Origin of the sequence: Chitinophaga sp. XS-30 (assembly GCF_008086345.1) — a bacterium.
In the GTDB taxonomy this organism is placed as follows: domain Bacteria; phylum Bacteroidota; class Bacteroidia; order Chitinophagales; family Chitinophagaceae; genus Chitinophaga.
This window is the reverse complement of record NZ_CP043006.1, coordinates 3331900-3348630: the sequence shown is the minus strand read 5'-3', so window position 1 is coordinate 3348630 and position 16731 is coordinate 3331900. Positions and strand designations below refer to the sequence as shown.

Sequence of the window (16731 nt, the reverse complement as noted above, 5' to 3'; positions counted from 1 at the left end):
GCTGAACAACTTTTAGTTGCAGTATCTCCGGGCCATGTTGCTGTTTTCAGTCATCAGCAGGCACATTGAAGGCATGGAGGGCCGTGCCGGCAACTCATTTCACTTCCTTCACATAAGTTTCCAGCCATTGCGTCTGTTCCCACAACAGATGCAGCAGGTTTTCCCGCGCGGCATAACCGTGGCTTTCAAACGGCAGCTGCACAAAACGTACGGTACCGCCATGCCCTTTAATCGCATTGTACAGCCTTTCGCTCTGGATGGGGAAAGTGCCGGAGTTATTGTCCATTTCCCCGTGGATCAGCAGCAGCGGGGTTTTGATCTTGTTGGAGAAGCTGAAGGGGCTCATATTGAAATATACCTCCGGCGCCTGCCAGTATGTGCGTTGCTCCGCCTGGAAGCCGAAGGGCGTCAGCGTGCGGTTATAGGCGCCGCTGCGGGCAATACCGGCTTTGAACAGGTTCGTATGTGCGAGCAGGTTAGCCGTCATGAAAGCGCCGTAGCTATGCCCGCCAACGGCTACGCGGGTGCTGTCCCCCACTCCCATTTGGGCCAGGGCCTGTATAGCGGCGTGTGCGTTGAGGTATAGCTGTGGAATGAAATTATCGTTCGGCTCTTTGTTGCCTTCTCCCACGATGGGCATCTCCGCATTGTCGAGAATGGCATAACCCTGTGTTACCCAGAAGATGGGGCCGCCATAACCCGCACGGGTAAACGTATATTTCGATCCCCTGATCTGCGCGGCATCCGCGGCGGACTTGTATTCGCGGGGATATGCCCAGATGATCACCGGCAGCGGGCCGTCTTTGTCCTTGTCGTACCCCTTGGGCAGGTAGAGGTCCCCGGCCAGGCCGATGCCGTCTGCCCGCTTGTAGCTGATCTTTTGTTTCACGATGCCGTCCAGCGCTTTGTAGGGATTGGTAAAATCCGTGATACGTGTACCGATGGCCGAGCGTTTGCGGAGATCACGGATATAGTAGTTGGGCACATCGGAGGGGCTTTCGCGGCGGGTCAGGAAGATGAGCTTTTCCGGGTCCAGCAACTCTTCCACAGTTTCGTAGAAGGGCGCGGTGCAGCGCCAGAGCATGGTGCCTTTGCCGGTTTTCACGTTATAGCTTTGCACGAAAGGCATATCACCCTCCGGGGAAGCGCCGTTGGAGCGGAGCAGCAGCTGCCCGTCTTTCCGGATGAGGAGCGTGTGGCGGTTATACTGGTTGCGGACGGTAAAGGGTGTGCCGATATCGCTGTAGGCATCGTTGCTGCTGCGCTCAAAAAGGGAATCCAGCCGGCCCGTTTGCCGGGAATAAGTGGAGAGGCGCATCCTGCGGTCCGCGAACATGGATTCGTACACGAGGGCGAGGTCTTTTGTGCCCCAGATCACCCGGGAGAAGCGGCGTTTGGTGCGGAACAGTTCCTCCGGCTCCCGGTTTTCCACGGCATCCATCACGTACACGGCATCGCGGTATTCCGCTTTGTTGCGGCCCAGGCCGCCGTCGAGCGCTTTTGCGTAGTAAATGGCATGCGGTTCGTCCAGCTTCCAGGAGAAGTCGCGGGGCCGGTCTTCCACATCATCAAACCCGATGGGCGCACCTTCGGAGGAAGGGTTTTTGGCGAGGGTTTTCAGCACTTTGCCCCGGAGGTCCCTCACCGTATAGGTATGCGGGAATCCTCTTGCCGGAACGAGATAGGAAAAGGGTTTGTCTATCGTCCTCCATAAAAGATATTGCTCATCCGGGGAAACGGATACATAAGCATGCAGCCCCGGTTCCCCCAGGGGTTGCTCGGACTGCAGGTCGTTGATCACCAGTTGCGCGGTGGCCATATATTCGAACAGCGCTTCATCATACGGGGATTTGATGAGATCCTGGTAGGTGCGCGATGCGGCATTCTTCCCGAGGCTTTCCTGCACAACGGGCCCTTTGGGCGCCGCAGGCGGGGCCGGTAAGGGTGGACGGCCTTCCGGCACGGTCTTGTACAACAGGCTGTTGTTGCCCAGCCAGGTGAAGGACTGTCCAAGTACCGTGTTGAGCGCAGCTTTATTCACCTTGCGTGCCGCTTTGGCGGCAATGTCTATCACGTAAAGGTCTATCCGGCTGTCCAGCGTATTGGTGAACGCCACCATCTTCCCGTCAGGGCTCCATTGCAGGGAACCGATGCGCAGTTCTTCAGGCAGCCCGCTGATGCTGAAGACGGCTTTGGTGCTGATGTGCTTCAGCTGAAAACCGGCGCCATAACTTGCACGGCTGGGGCCAAAGTTGCGCGGGTCCAGCCGCAGGCCCGCTATGCGCAGCTCCGGCCGGGCCAGCTCTGCTACCGGTTCATAGGAATTACGTTCCGTCAGCATCATCCATTCCCCTTTATCGTCTACACTAACGGAAGGTGTGGGCTTCGCCAGCAGCAGCTCTTCCAGTACGGCGGGCGGGCGCTGGTAAGTGACGTTATCCTGGGCGGACAAAGCGGTGCCGGCCATCAGGCATAACAAAAGCAGTAATTTTCTCATGAGATTCAGATCTGTGTTGATGGATATATAGCGAAAGTAAAAAAAGCGGCGGGAATCGAAAACTAAAGCATCAGGTCTTCTTCCCTGATGAGGTTGTGCTTCAGGGCATACATGACCACACCGGCGGTATTGCGCACATTCATCTTTTCCAGGATGCGGGTGCGGTATCCTTCCACGGTGCGTTTGCTGAGGAATATCCTGTCCCCGATCTGTTGCGCGGTCAACTGCTGGCAGATCAGCTGGATGATCTCCTGTTCGCGCTCGGTAAAGGCCACCTGTTCTTTCTTGCGATAGGGATTGAATTTGCTGCGTGCGATCATGGAGGCCAGTTTGGAAGAGGTGGTTTTGCAGTAATAGGTCCCGTCTTCATACACGCTGGTGATCGCTTCCAGTATCTCCTGTTTGTCCGCATTCTTGAGCAGATAACCTTTGGCGCCGGCTTCCAGCATTTCCACGATCTGGTCTTCTTCATCGAACATGGAGAGGGCGATGATCCGGGTATCGGGATCTGTGCGGATGATCTGGCGGGTTGCGCTGATACCGTCCATATACGGCATTTTGATATCGGTCATCACCACGTCCGGTTTTTCCTTTGCTACGATCTCGATCAGTTCGCGGCCATCGGAAGCCTGGCCCACAAGCGCAATATGCTCCTGCCTGGACAGCATCAGTGAAAGCCCGTCAAGGAAAATCTCGTGATCATCGGCAATAACCAGTCGTATATCGTAATTCATGGGGATAATGCTTCTCGGTTGTGGTGAACAGGGTGCAATACAAATATACAAATTATCACTGGTGTCCGGCAACTAATGCGAAAAGACTGAAAATTCCACGGACAGCCATTTTTTAGCCAAGGTATCGGATGTTATTCCGCAAACGATAATGGATATGACGCAAACAGGAAATATAAAGTTGGCAAGTATTATCTGCGTTTGCCGTTACGCTTTCATATTAGTGATACACCCTGTATATTCCCGCGGTTTTTAGCGGAAGCTGAACTCATGATAAGAAAAGGGGCCACATCACCATATCCATTAAATTCCGGAACCGGAAACTTTGTCCGATATCGAACGGTTTTTGCATCCTCATTTCTTATAACAATATGATTATAAAACACTTAACTCTGGCACTTTCCTTGAAACATCCCGGCGTATAAATTTTGAACCGCCAATGGACAAAGCGCTTCCTGCCGCCTATGTTGCACAAAGAAAAAGAAAACGCCTGCTGGTATTGCTGGCCTGCGCCGGAGCCCTCGTTGCGGGTGTATTCCTGCTGCGCAGCTGGCTGCACCCTTCCATCAGCCGCTCCGCCATTACTACCGCCACGGTGGAAAGAGGCAATATCGAGAACACGCTGAACGCGGCAGGTGAAATTCTGCCCGAATTCGAAGCGGTGATCACCAGCGCCGTGAATGCTTCCATCCAGGAAGTACTGGCAGACGCCGGCAGCAGCATCAAAGCCGGGCAAAGCCTGCTGAAGCTGGATAAATCCGGGATCGAGGGAGAATACGAAAAAGGCAGATTCCAGCTGGAATCCAGGCAGAACGAACTGCGAAAGCTCAAACTGGCGCTCGATAAAAGTTATTTCGACCTTCAAAACAGCAACGAGATCAAACAATTGCGCATCAATGCGCTGCTGGCCGATCTTGAGAACAGCAAACGTTTGTTCAAGGCCGGCGGCGGCACACGCGAGGATGTGGAGCAGGCGGAAATGAACCTGAAAGTGGCCCGGCTCGAAAAAAAGCAGCTGGAAAACGAAATACACAACAAACAGCAGTCCATGAAAGTAGAAATGCGCGAATCCGAAATATCCGCGGCCATACAGGCGCAGGAACTGAAAGAATTGAAGCGGAAGCTGGAACAGGCCAGCGTCACTGCCAACCGCAGCGGTGTGGTGACCTGGATCAACAAGAACATTGGTACCGTAGTGCGCGAAGGCGAAGCGCTGGCGCGCATCGCGGACCTGGGCAGCTTCAAGGTTACCGGCAGCATTGCAGACAGTTACGGGAACCAGCTTTCGGCCGGTATGCCGGTGCGGGTCCGCATGCAGGACAAAGATATCAGGGGCCGCATCCAGACCATTTACCCTGCTGTACAAAACAATGCGGTTACATTTGATATACAACTCGATGAGCCGCATCATCCGCAATTGCGCCCGAACCTGAAAGTAGAAGTATTCCTGGTTACCGCCACCGGCAGCAATGTGATGCGCATCGCCAACGGACCGGCGTTCAAAGGCGCTTCGGGCCAGCAGGTGTTCGTGTTGCGGGGCAACAAAGCCGTTCGCCGCACGGTACACACGGGCATGAGCAATTTTGATTACGTGGAGCTGAAAGACAATGTACAACCCGGCGATGTCATCATCACATCAGATATGAGCCAATTCAGGAACGCCCGTGAAATCACGTTGAAATGAAGAGACTGCTGATCATATTACTTTGGGTGGCTTCCGCAAAAGATACGGTGTCTCAGGACCTGCCCGGCGACACGCTCCCGCTCACCCTCCCGCAGGTCGTGAGCATGGCCCGCAGCGGCTCCATTGCATCAAAACAGGCCATCACCGTCAGGAAAACAAAATACTGGGAATGGCGCACCTACCGCTCCAATTACCAGCCGCAGCTGGCGCTGACCGGAACATTGCCCGGTTTCATGAAAACCACCACGCCTGTTACGCAGCCCAACGGCACCGTAAAGTTCGAGCCGATACATAACAACAACTCTACGCTCAACATGGCCTTCAGCCAAAGCATCACCGCCACCGGCGGCAGCATCTACGGCGCCACCGAGCTGCAGCGGTTCGATGACTTTGACCGCAATACCACCCTCTATAATGCTATTCCCTACACGATCGGGTACAGCCAGCCGCTCTTCCGGTTCAACCAGCTGAAGTGGGACAAGCGAATAGCACCCCTCCGTTACCAGGAAAGCCGCCAGCAGTATATTGCCGATATGGAGCTGATCGCTGTAAAGGCCTGCGGCTATTTTTTTGACCTCCTGCTGGCCCAGGTGAACCACCAGATTGCCGAAGCCAACCTGCAGAACACCCGGCAGATACAACGGATCGCTGACGAAAAATTTGCTTTAGGGAAAATTTCCCGCAATGAAATATTACAATTGCAACTGGAAGCGCTGAAGGCCCAAAAGTCTGTCGGCACAGCGATGCGCGATATGGAGATCGCCAGCCTCAACCTGCGCGCCTACACCGGCCTGCAGCAGGCCAGAAATATCTCGCTGAAACTGCCGCCGGCTGAGATCGACATGAACGTGCAGACAGAACGGGTGCTGGAAGAGGCCTTTACCAACAATGCCGAATCCATTGGTTACCTGCGGAGGATACAGGAAGCAAAGCGGGATGTGGCCAAGGCGCGCGGGGAAACGGGGCTGAACGCCACGCTGAATGCCAACCTGGGCTATACCAACACGGCGCCTGCGATATCAAAAGTGTACCGCAGCCCGCAGAACCAGCAGTTGGTGGAAATCGCATTCTCCATCCCGATCCTGGACTGGGGCCGGTCACGCTCCCGCACCAGGACGGCGGAAGCCAACCTGGAATTTTCGCAGTATGAAGTAGAACAGGATAAACAAAATTTTATACAAGCCATTACAACGCAGGTAACCCTGTTCGACATGATGAAAGGCCAGGTGGCGCTCAGTGCGCTGGCAGACAGCATTGCCACGGAGAAGTACGAGATCGCGCGGAGCCGCTACGTGCTGGGCAACCTCAGCATTACAGACCTCAGTATCGCCTTCGCGGAAAAAGACCAGGCCAAGCGCGACTTCATACTGGCGCTGCGCGGATTCTGGGGGGCCTACTATGAACTGCGCTATTTATCCCTTTACGATTTTGAACAAAATAAAAAGATCACTTATGATACATTTACAGAACATTGAAAAGGTTTACCGTACTGACACGGTGGAAACCCAGGCACTCAACAGCATCAATCTGAATGTGGCCCAGGGCGAATTCCTTTCCATCATGGGGCCCTCTGGCTGCGGCAAAAGCACATTACTCAATATCATGGGCCTGCTGGACGAGCCTACCGGCGGCAATATCAGCATTGCCGGCAACACGGCAACCAGGCTCAACGACAAACAGTTGGCCAGGTTCCGCAACCGCACTATCGGCTTCATCTTCCAGAGCTATCATCTCATTAATGATCTCCGCGTGCTCGACAATGTGGAGCTGCCCCTGCTTTACCGAAAAGCCTCTGCCAAAGAAAGGCGGCAGCTGGCGCTGGATGCGCTGGAAAAGGTGGGCCTCAGCAACCGTACCAAACACTTTCCCTCCCAGCTTTCCGGCGGGCAGAAGCAGCGCGTTGCCATTGCAAGGGCCATCGTAGGCAAGCCGGGCATCATCCTTGCGGACGAGCCGACCGGTAACCTGGACAGCGCCATGGGCAATGATGTGATGGAAATTCTCGTACGCCTGAACAAAGAAGAAGGCACTACGATCGTAATGGTCACCCACGATGAAAACATGGCCCGCAAAACACACCGCCTCGTGCGCTTGTTCGACGGGTCGCAGGTGCAGTAACATTTAAACTTATCCCAATGCTCAGGAACTATTTCAAGATCGCGATAGCCGTGCTGAAAAGAAGAAAGTTCTTCACCTTCATCAGCCTCTTCGGCATCAGCTTTTCCCTTACGATCATCATGGTGCTCACCGCATTTTCCGACCACCTGGTGGATTCCGCTTACCCGGATGCCCACCGCAACCGCAACCTGTACGTCAGCATGATGCGGCTTACCGGCGAAAAGCACGGGTTCAGCAAGAACGGCCCACTCAGCTACTATTTCCTGGACCACTACGTCAAAAAAATGAAAACGCCGGAAAGAGTCGCCATATCTTCCTTCCACAAACCAAGCAATACCTATATCAACAACAAAAAACTGGTGATCGACCAGAAATTTACGGATGATGTATTCTGGGAAGTGCTGGATTTCGAGTTCCTCGAAGGCAAGCCCTACACGCTCCGGCAGGTCAACAATGCGGAGAAAGTAGCGGTCATCTCGGAGAATACCCGTGAAAAGTATTTCGGTGATCTGCCTTCCGTGACAGGCCGTTATATTGAAACGGACAACGTTCGCTACCGCGTGACAGGTGTGGTAAAAAGCGTGCCTATCACACAGTTCTCTACTTACGGGGACATGTATCTGCCCCATACGCTGGCCAAAAGAGACCCGCGGAACAAGGAGCTGAACGGCGAATATTTCGGTATCTTACAGGCAAGGGACGCCTCTTCAAAATCCGCCATGGCTGCGGAATACGATGAGCTGATAAGCCGGCTGCCGGTGGATACGCCCCATTACGACAAGATATCCAGCAGAGCCGACCCTTACCTGGCGAGCTTCACGCGCACGTTCATCGGCAACCAGGAAAATTCCGGGGTGAATACACTGCTGCTGTACACAGGTCTCGTACTGGTCTTCTTTCTCCTTTTGCCTACGCTCAACCTGGTGAACATCAACATCAGCAGGATCATGGAACGTTCCTCCGAAATAGCCGTCCGGAAGGCCTTCGGCGCCTCCTCCGGCACACTGGCCGTACAGTTCATCGTGGAAAACCTGATCCTGACTGCGATCGGCGGCCTCATCGGCATCGCGCTTTCCATGATCATCCTGGCCGTATGGAACAACTCCGGGGTGCTGGAAGATGTGTACCTCTACCTGAATGTAAAAGTGCTCGCCATCAGCCTGCTGGTATGCCTGGTATTCGGCCTGATGTCCGGCGTGTACCCCGCCTGGCGCATGAGCCGGCTGCATGTGGTGACCGCATTGAAAAACTATTAAAAAGATCGTATGTTCAAGCATCTATTTACGCTGATTTGGAACAAGAAAAAACAGCATGCCCTGCTGATACTGGAAATGATCGTTTCCTTCATGGTGCTGTTTGCGGTGTTCACGCTGATCGTGTATTACTACACCAATTACCGCAGGCCCATGGGCTTCCGGTACGATAATGTACTGGCCGTTTCCTGGTTCGCCCCGCCGGGGAGCAATACCAACAAGGATTCCACGTACAACGTGTTCCAGTCCCTAAGGCGCAGCGTAACCTCCATGCCGGAAGTCAAAGGCATGTCTTACGTCAGCACCAACAGCCCCTTTTCTGTAAATACCACGAACAACGGCATCACCTACAACGGCATTTACCAAATGGCGCATTACTACACAACGGACGATCATTTCCCGCAGACAGTGGAAGCGAGCATGCTGGAAGGCCGCTGGTTCAACGCCAATGATGCACTGGGGAAGGAACAGCCCATGGTGATCAACGATGTGCTGAAAGAAAAATTCTTCCCCAATGAAAGTGCAGTAGGTAAAACGCTGGAGCTGAACGGGCAGCAGAACCGTATCGTTGGCGTGGTGCAAACGCTGAAGGACAAAGGGGATTATGCCCCGCTGACCGCCGGCACCTACAAGCGCATGGACGACAGCGCTTTCCTGTCGCGCATCCTCATCTCCTATCAGCCCGGCGCGGACGCGGGTTTTGAAAGCAGGTTGTTCCGCACTTTCAGCAACGCGCTGAAAACTTCTACCATCGAAATAGAACGGCTCACGGAGAAACGTGTTGCCATGAACAATACCACTCTCATCCCCATGATATTTCTGCTGGTGGTGGGCGGATTCCTGATCGTGAACGTGGCCCTGGGCATTTTCGGCGTACTCTGGTACAACGTGAGCAGGCGCAGGGCGGAGATCGGGCTGCGGCGGGCGATAGGCGCCACCGGTTACGGCATTTCGGGGCAGATCGTCAGCGAAACGATGATATTGTCCACCTTCGCGCTCCTCATCGGAGTATTCTTCGCTGTGCAGTTCCCCTTGCTGAACCTGTTCGACATGCCTTCCGGCGTATATGTCACGGCTATCCTGCTTTCCGTGCTGTTCATCTACCTGCTTGCAGCGATCTGCGCGTTCTATCCCGGCAGGCAGGCGGCGCAGATATACCCGGCAGTGGCTTTGCATGAAGATTAATATTACATTTACGACCGTATGATCCTGATCATTGACGACGATATTGCCGTAAGGACCTCCCTCCTGCTGCTTTTGCGGCAGGAAGGTTATGAAGCCGGGGCTGAAGACAGCGCCGCCGGGGCTATGGCCGCCATACAACGCCACCGGCCTGACCTCGTGCTGCTGGACCTGAATTTTTCCCTGGGCACCAGCGGCCAGGAAGGCATGGAAATACTGCAACAGATCAAGCAGTTCGACAATACCATCCCCGTCATACTCATCACCGGCTGGGGCAGCATAGCACTGGCCGTGCAGGGCATGAAGCTGGGCGCCAGCGATTTCATGACCAAACCCTGGAGCAATGCCAATATCCTGCAATCCGTAGGGACCCTGCTCAGCCTGCAGGGCAAAAAAAGCGCACAGCAAAGCCGCAGGCAACTGGATGCGCAGTTCGATTTTTCGCATATCATCGGCGATGATCCCGCCATGCTGCGCATCCTGGAAACCATCGGCCGGGTGGCCGCCACCGACGCCTCCGTGCTCATCATGGGCGAAAGCGGCACCGGCAAGGAACTGATCGCCGAAGCCATTCACCAGAACAGCCTGCGCCGGAACAAGCCCTTCGTAAAAGTGAACCTGGGCGGCATTTCCACCACGCTGTTCGAAAGCGAAATGTTCGGCCACATCCGCGGAGCTTTTACAGATGCACGATACGACCGCACCGGCCGCTTCGAGATGGCCAGCAAAGGCACCATTTTCCTGGACGAGATCGGCGACCTCGATGCCGGCAGCCAGGTGAAACTGCTGCGCGTATTGCAGGACAGGACCTATGAAGTCCTGGGCAGCAGCCGCACCAAAACCGTAGACGTGCGCGTGGTGTGCGCTACCAACAAAAACCTGCATGACATGGTGGCGGAAGGCGCGTTCCGGGAAGACCTGCTATACCGGATCAATCTCATCACCATCCACTTGCCGCCGCTGCGCGAAAGGCCGAAAGACATTCCCCTGCTGGTGAACAGCTTCATCCGCAACTTGCGCGAGATCTACAACCGGCCGCAGCTCAGCGTTACCAAAGAAGCCATGAAATGGCTGCAACAGCTGCCGCTGCCCGGCAATATCCGACAACTTAAAAATCTGACCGAACGCACCATACTCGTGAACCATACCGACACGCTGGATATCCCGCATTTCCGCTCCCAGCTGGAGCTTTCTCCTTCCAAAAAAGGGCAGCTGCAATTGCCCGGCGTAGGCAGCGCCACACTGGAGGAGCTGGAAGTGGAAATGATCCGCAGGGCCATGAGCTTCCATCAGAACAGGATCGCCAAAGCGGCCACAGCGCTGGGACTTACCAGGAGCGCATTGTACCGCAGACTGGAGAAATATAACATCCCGTATGATGAAGCTGAAGACTAAATACCTGTTGTTCGTGGCTATCCTGCACGGCATTGCGCTGGTGCTCACCTATTTTATCTTCAGGGAGAACCGCTGGCTCTTCCTTGTTTCGGAAATATTTATTGCCCTTTCGCTGGTAGTTGCCTGGCGGCTTTACCGCCAGCTGATCGCCCCGCTGAAAATGCTCATGCAGGGCATAGAGGCCATCCGCGATAAGGATTTCAATGTCAGGTTCCTGGCAACGGGCAAATACGAAATGGACCAGCTGATCAGCGTATATAACCAGATGATAGACCAGCTGCGCGAGGAACGGACATTGCAGGAGCAACAACATTTCTTCCTCGAAAAACTGATCCAGACCTCTCCCACCGGCATCATCATTCTCGACTACGATGGTAATCTGCAACAGGTGAATCCCCGTGCGCAGCAACTGCTGAAAACACTGCCATCGTTGCTGAGCGAGGTCAAAGCCCTGGGCTCCGGCGATTCCCGCAGCATTTCACTGAACGGGGTGAACACCTATAAATTGCAGAAATCCCACTTCATAGACCGGGGCTTTCCCCGGCATTTCGTGATGGTGGAAGAGCTGACAGCCGAAATACTGGCAGCGGAGAAAAATGTTTACGGCAAAGTGATCCGCATGATGGCGCATGAAGTGAACAACACTATCGGCCCGGTAAATTCTATCATAGCTTCCACGCTCCAGGCGCAACCGCTGGACGCACAGCACCGGTCCGCCCTGGAAGTGGCCGCTGAACGCAACCAGCATCTCAACCGCTTCATGCGCAACTTTGCAGACCTGGTGAAGCTGCCGCCCCCTGACCGCAAGCGCACCGATCTGACCGCCATCATCAAACAGGTGGCCTTGCTGATGGAGTTGCCGGCAAAGGACAAAAACATCCGTTTCCGCTTCCATCTTCCCGCACAGACCGTATGGGTGCAGGCGGACAGCCATCAGCTGGAACAGGCGCTGATCAACATCATCAGGAACAGCATCGACGCTATCGGCCGGGAAGGGGATATCACCTTCAGCATCGGCCGCGATACGCTGGAAATAACAGACACCGGTGGCGGCATACAGGAACCCGCCAGTCTATTTACCCCTTTTTACAGCACTAAGCCTGACGGCCAGGGCATCGGCCTTACATTGGTACGGGAAATACTGCTCGGTCACGGCTGGGATTTTTCCCTGGAAACATATGGGGAAAGGGATACCCGGTTTATCATCCATTTCCGGTAGACGCATCCCGGAAACACGAAAATCAATGACAAATCATCTGACCGGTATCCTGATGTAATAATGGGTGCCTTCACCGGGACGGGAGCGGAAGGTGATGGAGCCGTGCATGATGTCCGTGCGGATCTCCAGGCTTTTGAGGCCGAGGCCGCGCGAGTCTTTCGCTTTTTCCACGTCAAAGCCCTTTCCATCGTCATGAATGAGGATCAGCAGTTCCTTTTCATCCTGGCTGAAGCCGATATCCAGCTTTTTTGCACCCGCATGCTTGAGCGTATTGTGGATGATCTCCTGTACAATGCGGAAAATATGGATATCCCTTTCAGGATCGGCATGAATGTGATTCATGGCGTAAACGTTCACCTCCAGCAGGCCGCTTTGCCCCAGGTGGTCGGTAAACTCGCGGATGGCTTCGAGCAGGCCTTTTCTTTCCAGCGTATTCGGCAGCAGGTCGTACGAGATCTGCCGCATGCTGGAAATGATCTCATCAATATACCGGGATGATTTGGAGATGACCATCTTGTCCCGCTGATCGCTCACCTCCACGCTGCTGATATTGAGCTTGACGGTGGACAGCAGCGGGCCGAGACTGTCGTGCAGATCGGTGGCGATGCGTTTGCGCTCATTTTCCAGCAGTTTGATCTCCGCGGTGATGCGCTCCCGCTGCAGGTGGATGTACCGGCGGTGATAGCGGATGATGGAGGTGATAAAGAAGATGATGATCACCGCCAGCAACGAGCATAAAAGGATGGTGGTATAAAATATCCTGTCTTCCATGGGGTTTATTACGCTTTGAACCGCTTTGAAAAATAGTAATCATCCCTGACGGGCATGAAATACACGGCTACTGCGTAAACAATATTAACGAAAGCATTGATAAAAATGTACAATGTGAAGATCTTGTTGATCACAAAGGAGTTTTCCGGGTCTATGAGCATGGTGCCTTCGGTGATGAGGCTGTACACGCCGATGATGATAAAACCAGTGCAGATCAGGAACCTGGAATGGGTAAAGAGGTTGCCGCTCCATGCCGTGATCAGCGAATTGATCTCGTTGATGCAGAGCAATACGGTAACGAGGGAATACAATACTACAAAATAGGAGCAGAAGCTTTCGCTGAGGCGGCCGGCCACCAGGTTCTCCAATATCCAGGTGAGCAGGTAAGCCCCTACCAGCACTATCGTCAACCGGGGCCGCTTTTTGAGAAAGCCCCAGGCATAGAACTGGTAGAGGATCAGACCTGCTTCCAGCAGGGTGTATATGTTGGTGGAAAGCATGTTACTGCGGGTGAGCTTTGCGCTCACATAGCCCACCACTTCCGAGGTAAAGGCCAGCAGCAGGAATAACAAAAATGGCTGATAGTTCGCCTGTACGCGGTTCGCGCGTATCAGTCCCATGATCAGGGGTATCAGTACCGTACTACTAAACAGCAGGGCTATATTCAGCGACATCGGCTTAACAATTGAATTTTCATCTTGATCGGATCACATCCGGTTGCCGGCTCAGGGCAGGGACAGCGGGCTTTCGAGGTCGCACATATGCGGGCAGCGGATGCCTCTTTCCAGCGCCTGCTCAAACTCATTCGCCTGTGCCATGGCTTTGGAGATACCAGGTATGGAGAAACCGTTGTCCGACACCAGCCTGCTGCGGATATCCTTTCCTTCGCCGGAGGTAGGAACGATCACAAAGCAGACCTCCTTTTTTTCATTCAGGCCGAGATAGATGCGGATACCGGTAGCGCCTTGCTGGTTCAGCAGAGCAGCAATGGCATCTTTATTGAACATCTCGCATACCGGGAGGTTGAACTCCCTGTTCAGGTAACCGGTGTCCTGCAACTGCCGGGCCAGCTGCATTTTGGCATTCGCGAATGCATGGGTGTAACCCGCTGCTTCGTCCATGGATATCACATGTGCCTTTGCCACTTCATCATTCACCGGTATGCGGCGGAAGAACCAGGCGTACACCAGCAGGGCGATGAGCAGCAGAATCAGGAAATACAAAAATGATTGAGATCTTTTCATAACCGTTGTATTTTTTTATGTGAGTAAATGCAAGATATGGCGGCGGACCGAAGATCCGTCAGGTAAAAGCTCCCGAAAAAAAAGGTATAACTACGTATTGACAATTCCCGGATGCCTGGGGTGGGAATAATGGCGGGTTCAATGGATGAGTCAGCGGAAATGCTACACCACTCTCCCCATCAAAGGATCGCTGAAACTCGGTTTCCCCGTTTCCAGATGCCCGGCATACCGCCGCTCGAAACGGCCCGCGCCTTTCACAATAATGCTGAAATCGTACCAGCCGTGGCTTTTTGCGAGGTTTAATGGCCATACCACACCCTTTCCCGGTGCTGTTGCGGCGGACAGGCGTTTGCTTTTGTAGGCATTGTCGCGCACTTCCAGTTCCAGCGTTTCGTTGCCATCATTGCGGAGCTCCAGCATCAGGATACCGCTTTTCCGGTAATCGGTCTTTATCATCAATTCAGGGTCGCTTTCATCTCCTTTCATTTCCCGGTAAAATCCGTTCGGGCCGTACACCCGCAGGTGGTACGCGCCATCTTCGAAGGCAAAGGCATCTGTCAGCTCATCTCCCGCCTTTACGGCATAGGAGCGGTTTTCCATCCGGCTGCCGGTGTACACGGAAAAGGGTGCGCCCGCGGCTGATGCGCCGAATAGCTGGTTGCGGGCGGAAAGTTGCAGGATGACGTTTTTGCGTCCGGCATCGGGTTTAGCATCAGCATACAGCTCGTATGGAATGGCGCATGAGGGGCGTATGCCCGGTTCCTGCTGCGGCATGGCAGCCAGCCCGCCACCGGCATTAAACTGGCTGATCTCCTTCTGCGTAAGCTTGATGAAATTCGCGGGTGCTTCCCGGAACTTCGCCTGGTGCACCGTTTTTATGAACGCTTCTTTATCTACCGATGCGGGAGGCTTGATCTTCTCCCCGTTCCAGGGGCGGAAAACGGAGGTCAGGTCACCACAAACGGTACGCCTCCAGGCGGAGATATTTTCTGCGGCTATTTTTTTACGGGTCCTGTGCGACAGGAATTTTTCCAGGAACTGGAGATCGGAGGTATGGTCGAACACCTGGGAATTGACGTACCCTCCCCGGCTCCAGGGCGATGCCACCACCATCGGCACCCGGTACCCGAGGCCTATGGCGCTGGCACGGACATCATCGCCCGGCGCCTGCGTTTCAGGGGTTACGTATTCCACCGCGGTGTCTATACCGGCAGAAACTTTCCCCGAGGAAGGATCGGCGGGTTTTGGCGCCACAAAGGGCGGCACATGATCGAAATAACCATCGTTCTCATCATAGGTCAGCACGAAGATGGTCTTCTTCCAGACCTCGGGGTTCTGTGTAAGGATATCCATCACCTCGGATACATACCAGGCGCCATACCAGGGCGCGCCGGGATGATCGGAGAAATTCTCCGGCGCCACGATCCAGGATACGACGGGCAGCTGCCCGTTCTTCACATCCTGGCGGAACTGGTGCAGGATATCGCCTGCAGGCAGTTTCACTTCCCTTTCGGTATCGCCATCGTTATATTTCAGGCTGGTGAGCTGGTGATATGCGGGATCGTTTACATTGGTGCTAAATGCTTTCCGGTGCAGCTGTTGCTCCCTTTCCGGCAATGCGCTGAAGGGTGTTTCCGCGATCTTGTCCAGCACCGCTCTGGCCTTTTCCAGTGCGGCCCGGCGGCGGCCCAGTGTTTTTGTTGTGGCCGCATGTTCTTCGCTGCCCGGGGTTTGGGCAGACAGGCGGGTTTCGAGCGTGGTGATTTCCTGCGGCAGGGTATCCTGCAGTTTCCGCAGATGCTGCTGATGAGCCTCCGAATATTCCACATGATATTGGGAAAACCATTCAATGGGATTATCCGTAAAATTGGCGAGCCAGGAATCTTCCTCCCCTTCAAAACCAACACCCACACTGATCTCGTTCTGATAGATCTTCCAGGAGATATCATGCTCTTCCAGCGTTTCCGGGAAGGTCTTCCAACTGGCCTGTTTCCCGTAATCCACATCTGAATTCCAGACATTGGCCTTTGCCTTGCCGTTCTGCTCCTGGCGGATGGTGCCGGTAAAGAAGAACAGGCGGTTGGGCGTGGTGCCGGTCAGCGACGAGCAGAAATGCTGGTCGCATACCGTGAAAGCATCGGCCAGGGCGTAATAGAAAGGAAGGTCTTCCCGGTTGTAATACCCCATTGTCAGCGGCATTTTGCTGTAGGCTTTGTTGCCGGAACGTTTTATATCAAGCCATTTATCGTACTTCCCATTATTCCGCGCATCCACCTGATCTGCCCAGGCATGCGGGAGCGCACTCATCCAGGTGGCTTTGGTGTCTTTGATGTTCATACGGAAGGGAGCGTAGGTTTCGCCCGCCGCATTGGACTGGAGAAAAACGGGATTGCCGTTCTCGAGTTTCAGCGCCCTGGGGTCGTTGAAACCGCGCACGCCTTTGAGGGTGCCGAAACAGTGGTCGAAAGACCGGTTTTCCTGCATGAGAAAAACCACATGTTCGGCATCGAGATAGCTGCTTCCGGGAGCGGGATCAATGGCCATGGCCCTTTGAATGGTTTCCGGGAGGATGTTGGCCAGTCCGCCTGCCCCGGTGAGCAATGCTGCTTTTCGTAGAAATTCCCTTCTCGTGTCCAT

At 54.3% G+C, this 16731-nt stretch carries 13 protein-coding genes; 7 read left to right on the top strand and 6 right to left on the bottom strand.

What is annotated here, in order from left to right; all coding sequences use genetic code 11:
- Positions 1 to 94 precede the first annotated feature (94 nt).
- Both FW415_RS13745 and FW415_RS13740 read right to left on the bottom strand, forming a co-directional pair.
- A complete protein-coding gene (locus tag FW415_RS13745; RefSeq protein WP_148385940.1) occupies positions 95 to 2497 on the bottom strand; it encodes a S9 family peptidase in 2403 nt (800 codons plus the stop codon).
- Positions 2498 to 2559: 62 nt separating this feature from the next.
- Positions 2560 to 3231 carry a response regulator transcription factor gene (locus FW415_RS13740; protein ID WP_148385937.1) on the bottom strand — a complete coding sequence of 224 codons (672 nt, stop codon included), beginning with the start codon at positions 3229 to 3231 and terminating at the stop codon, positions 2560 to 2562.
- Between the two features lie 436 nt (positions 3232 to 3667).
- On the opposite strand from FW415_RS13740, the gene FW415_RS13735 reads away from it, so the two are divergent.
- The 7 genes from FW415_RS13735 to FW415_RS13705 are packed head-to-tail and all read left to right on the top strand — an operon-like array spanning position 3668 to position 12079.
- Entirely contained in the window at positions 3668 to 4912 is a 1245-nt protein-coding gene (locus FW415_RS13735; RefSeq protein WP_148385934.1) for an efflux RND transporter periplasmic adaptor subunit, read from the top strand.
- The gene (locus tag FW415_RS13730; protein ID WP_148385932.1) at positions 4909 to 6387 is read left to right on the top strand and encodes a TolC family protein; all 1479 of its coding nucleotides are present in this window, start codon (positions 4909 to 4911) and stop codon (positions 6385 to 6387) included. Before FW415_RS13735 ends, FW415_RS13730 begins: the two co-directional genes overlap by 4 nt.
- Entirely contained in the window at positions 6365 to 7030 is a 666-nt protein-coding gene (locus FW415_RS13725; RefSeq protein ID WP_148385930.1) for an ABC transporter ATP-binding protein, read from the top strand. Before FW415_RS13730 ends, FW415_RS13725 begins: the two co-directional genes overlap by 23 nt.
- A gap of 17 nt (positions 7031 to 7047) precedes the next feature.
- Entirely contained in the window at positions 7048 to 8286 is a 1239-nt protein-coding gene (locus FW415_RS13720; protein WP_148385927.1) for an ABC transporter permease, read from the top strand.
- A 9-nt stretch (positions 8287 to 8295) separates the two neighbouring features.
- Positions 8296 to 9468 (top strand): ABC transporter permease, encoded by a 1173-nt coding sequence (locus tag FW415_RS13715; protein WP_148385925.1) that lies wholly within the window; start codon positions 8296 to 8298, stop codon positions 9466 to 9468.
- Positions 9469 to 9486: 18 nt separating this feature from the next.
- Positions 9487 to 10860 carry a sigma-54 dependent transcriptional regulator gene (locus FW415_RS13710; protein WP_148385923.1) on the top strand — a complete coding sequence of 458 codons (1374 nt, stop codon included), beginning with the start codon at positions 9487 to 9489 and terminating at the stop codon, positions 10858 to 10860.
- The gene (locus FW415_RS13705) at positions 10841 to 12079 is read left to right on the top strand and encodes a PAS domain-containing sensor histidine kinase (RefSeq protein ID WP_246858740.1); all 1239 of its coding nucleotides are present in this window, start codon (positions 10841 to 10843) and stop codon (positions 12077 to 12079) included. The genes FW415_RS13710 and FW415_RS13705 overlap by 20 nt, the downstream gene beginning before the upstream one ends.
- A 33-nt stretch (positions 12080 to 12112) precedes the next feature.
- Here the strand turns inward: FW415_RS13705 and FW415_RS13700 are convergent, their stop codons facing one another.
- The 4 genes from FW415_RS13700 to FW415_RS13685 all read right to left on the bottom strand — a co-directional run bounded on the left by FW415_RS13700 (position 12113) and on the right by FW415_RS13685 (position 16731).
- The gene (locus FW415_RS13700; protein WP_148385921.1) at positions 12113 to 12850 is read right to left on the bottom strand and encodes a sensor histidine kinase; all 738 of its coding nucleotides are present in this window, start codon (positions 12848 to 12850) and stop codon (positions 12113 to 12115) included.
- An 8-nt stretch (positions 12851 to 12858) separates the two neighbouring features.
- Positions 12859 to 13524, bottom strand: a complete 666-nt coding sequence (locus FW415_RS13695; RefSeq protein ID WP_148385918.1) for a hypothetical protein — start codon at positions 13522 to 13524, stop codon at positions 12859 to 12861.
- A 51-nt stretch (positions 13525 to 13575) separates the two neighbouring features.
- On the bottom strand, positions 13576 to 14094 hold the full coding sequence (locus FW415_RS13690) for a hypothetical protein (RefSeq protein WP_148385916.1): 519 nt from the start codon (positions 14092 to 14094) through the stop codon (positions 13576 to 13578).
- A 162-nt stretch (positions 14095 to 14256) separates the two neighbouring features.
- Positions 14257 to 16731, bottom strand: coding sequence for a phosphocholine-specific phospholipase C (locus tag FW415_RS13685; protein WP_148385913.1), 2475 nt, complete (start codon positions 16729 to 16731; stop codon positions 14257 to 14259).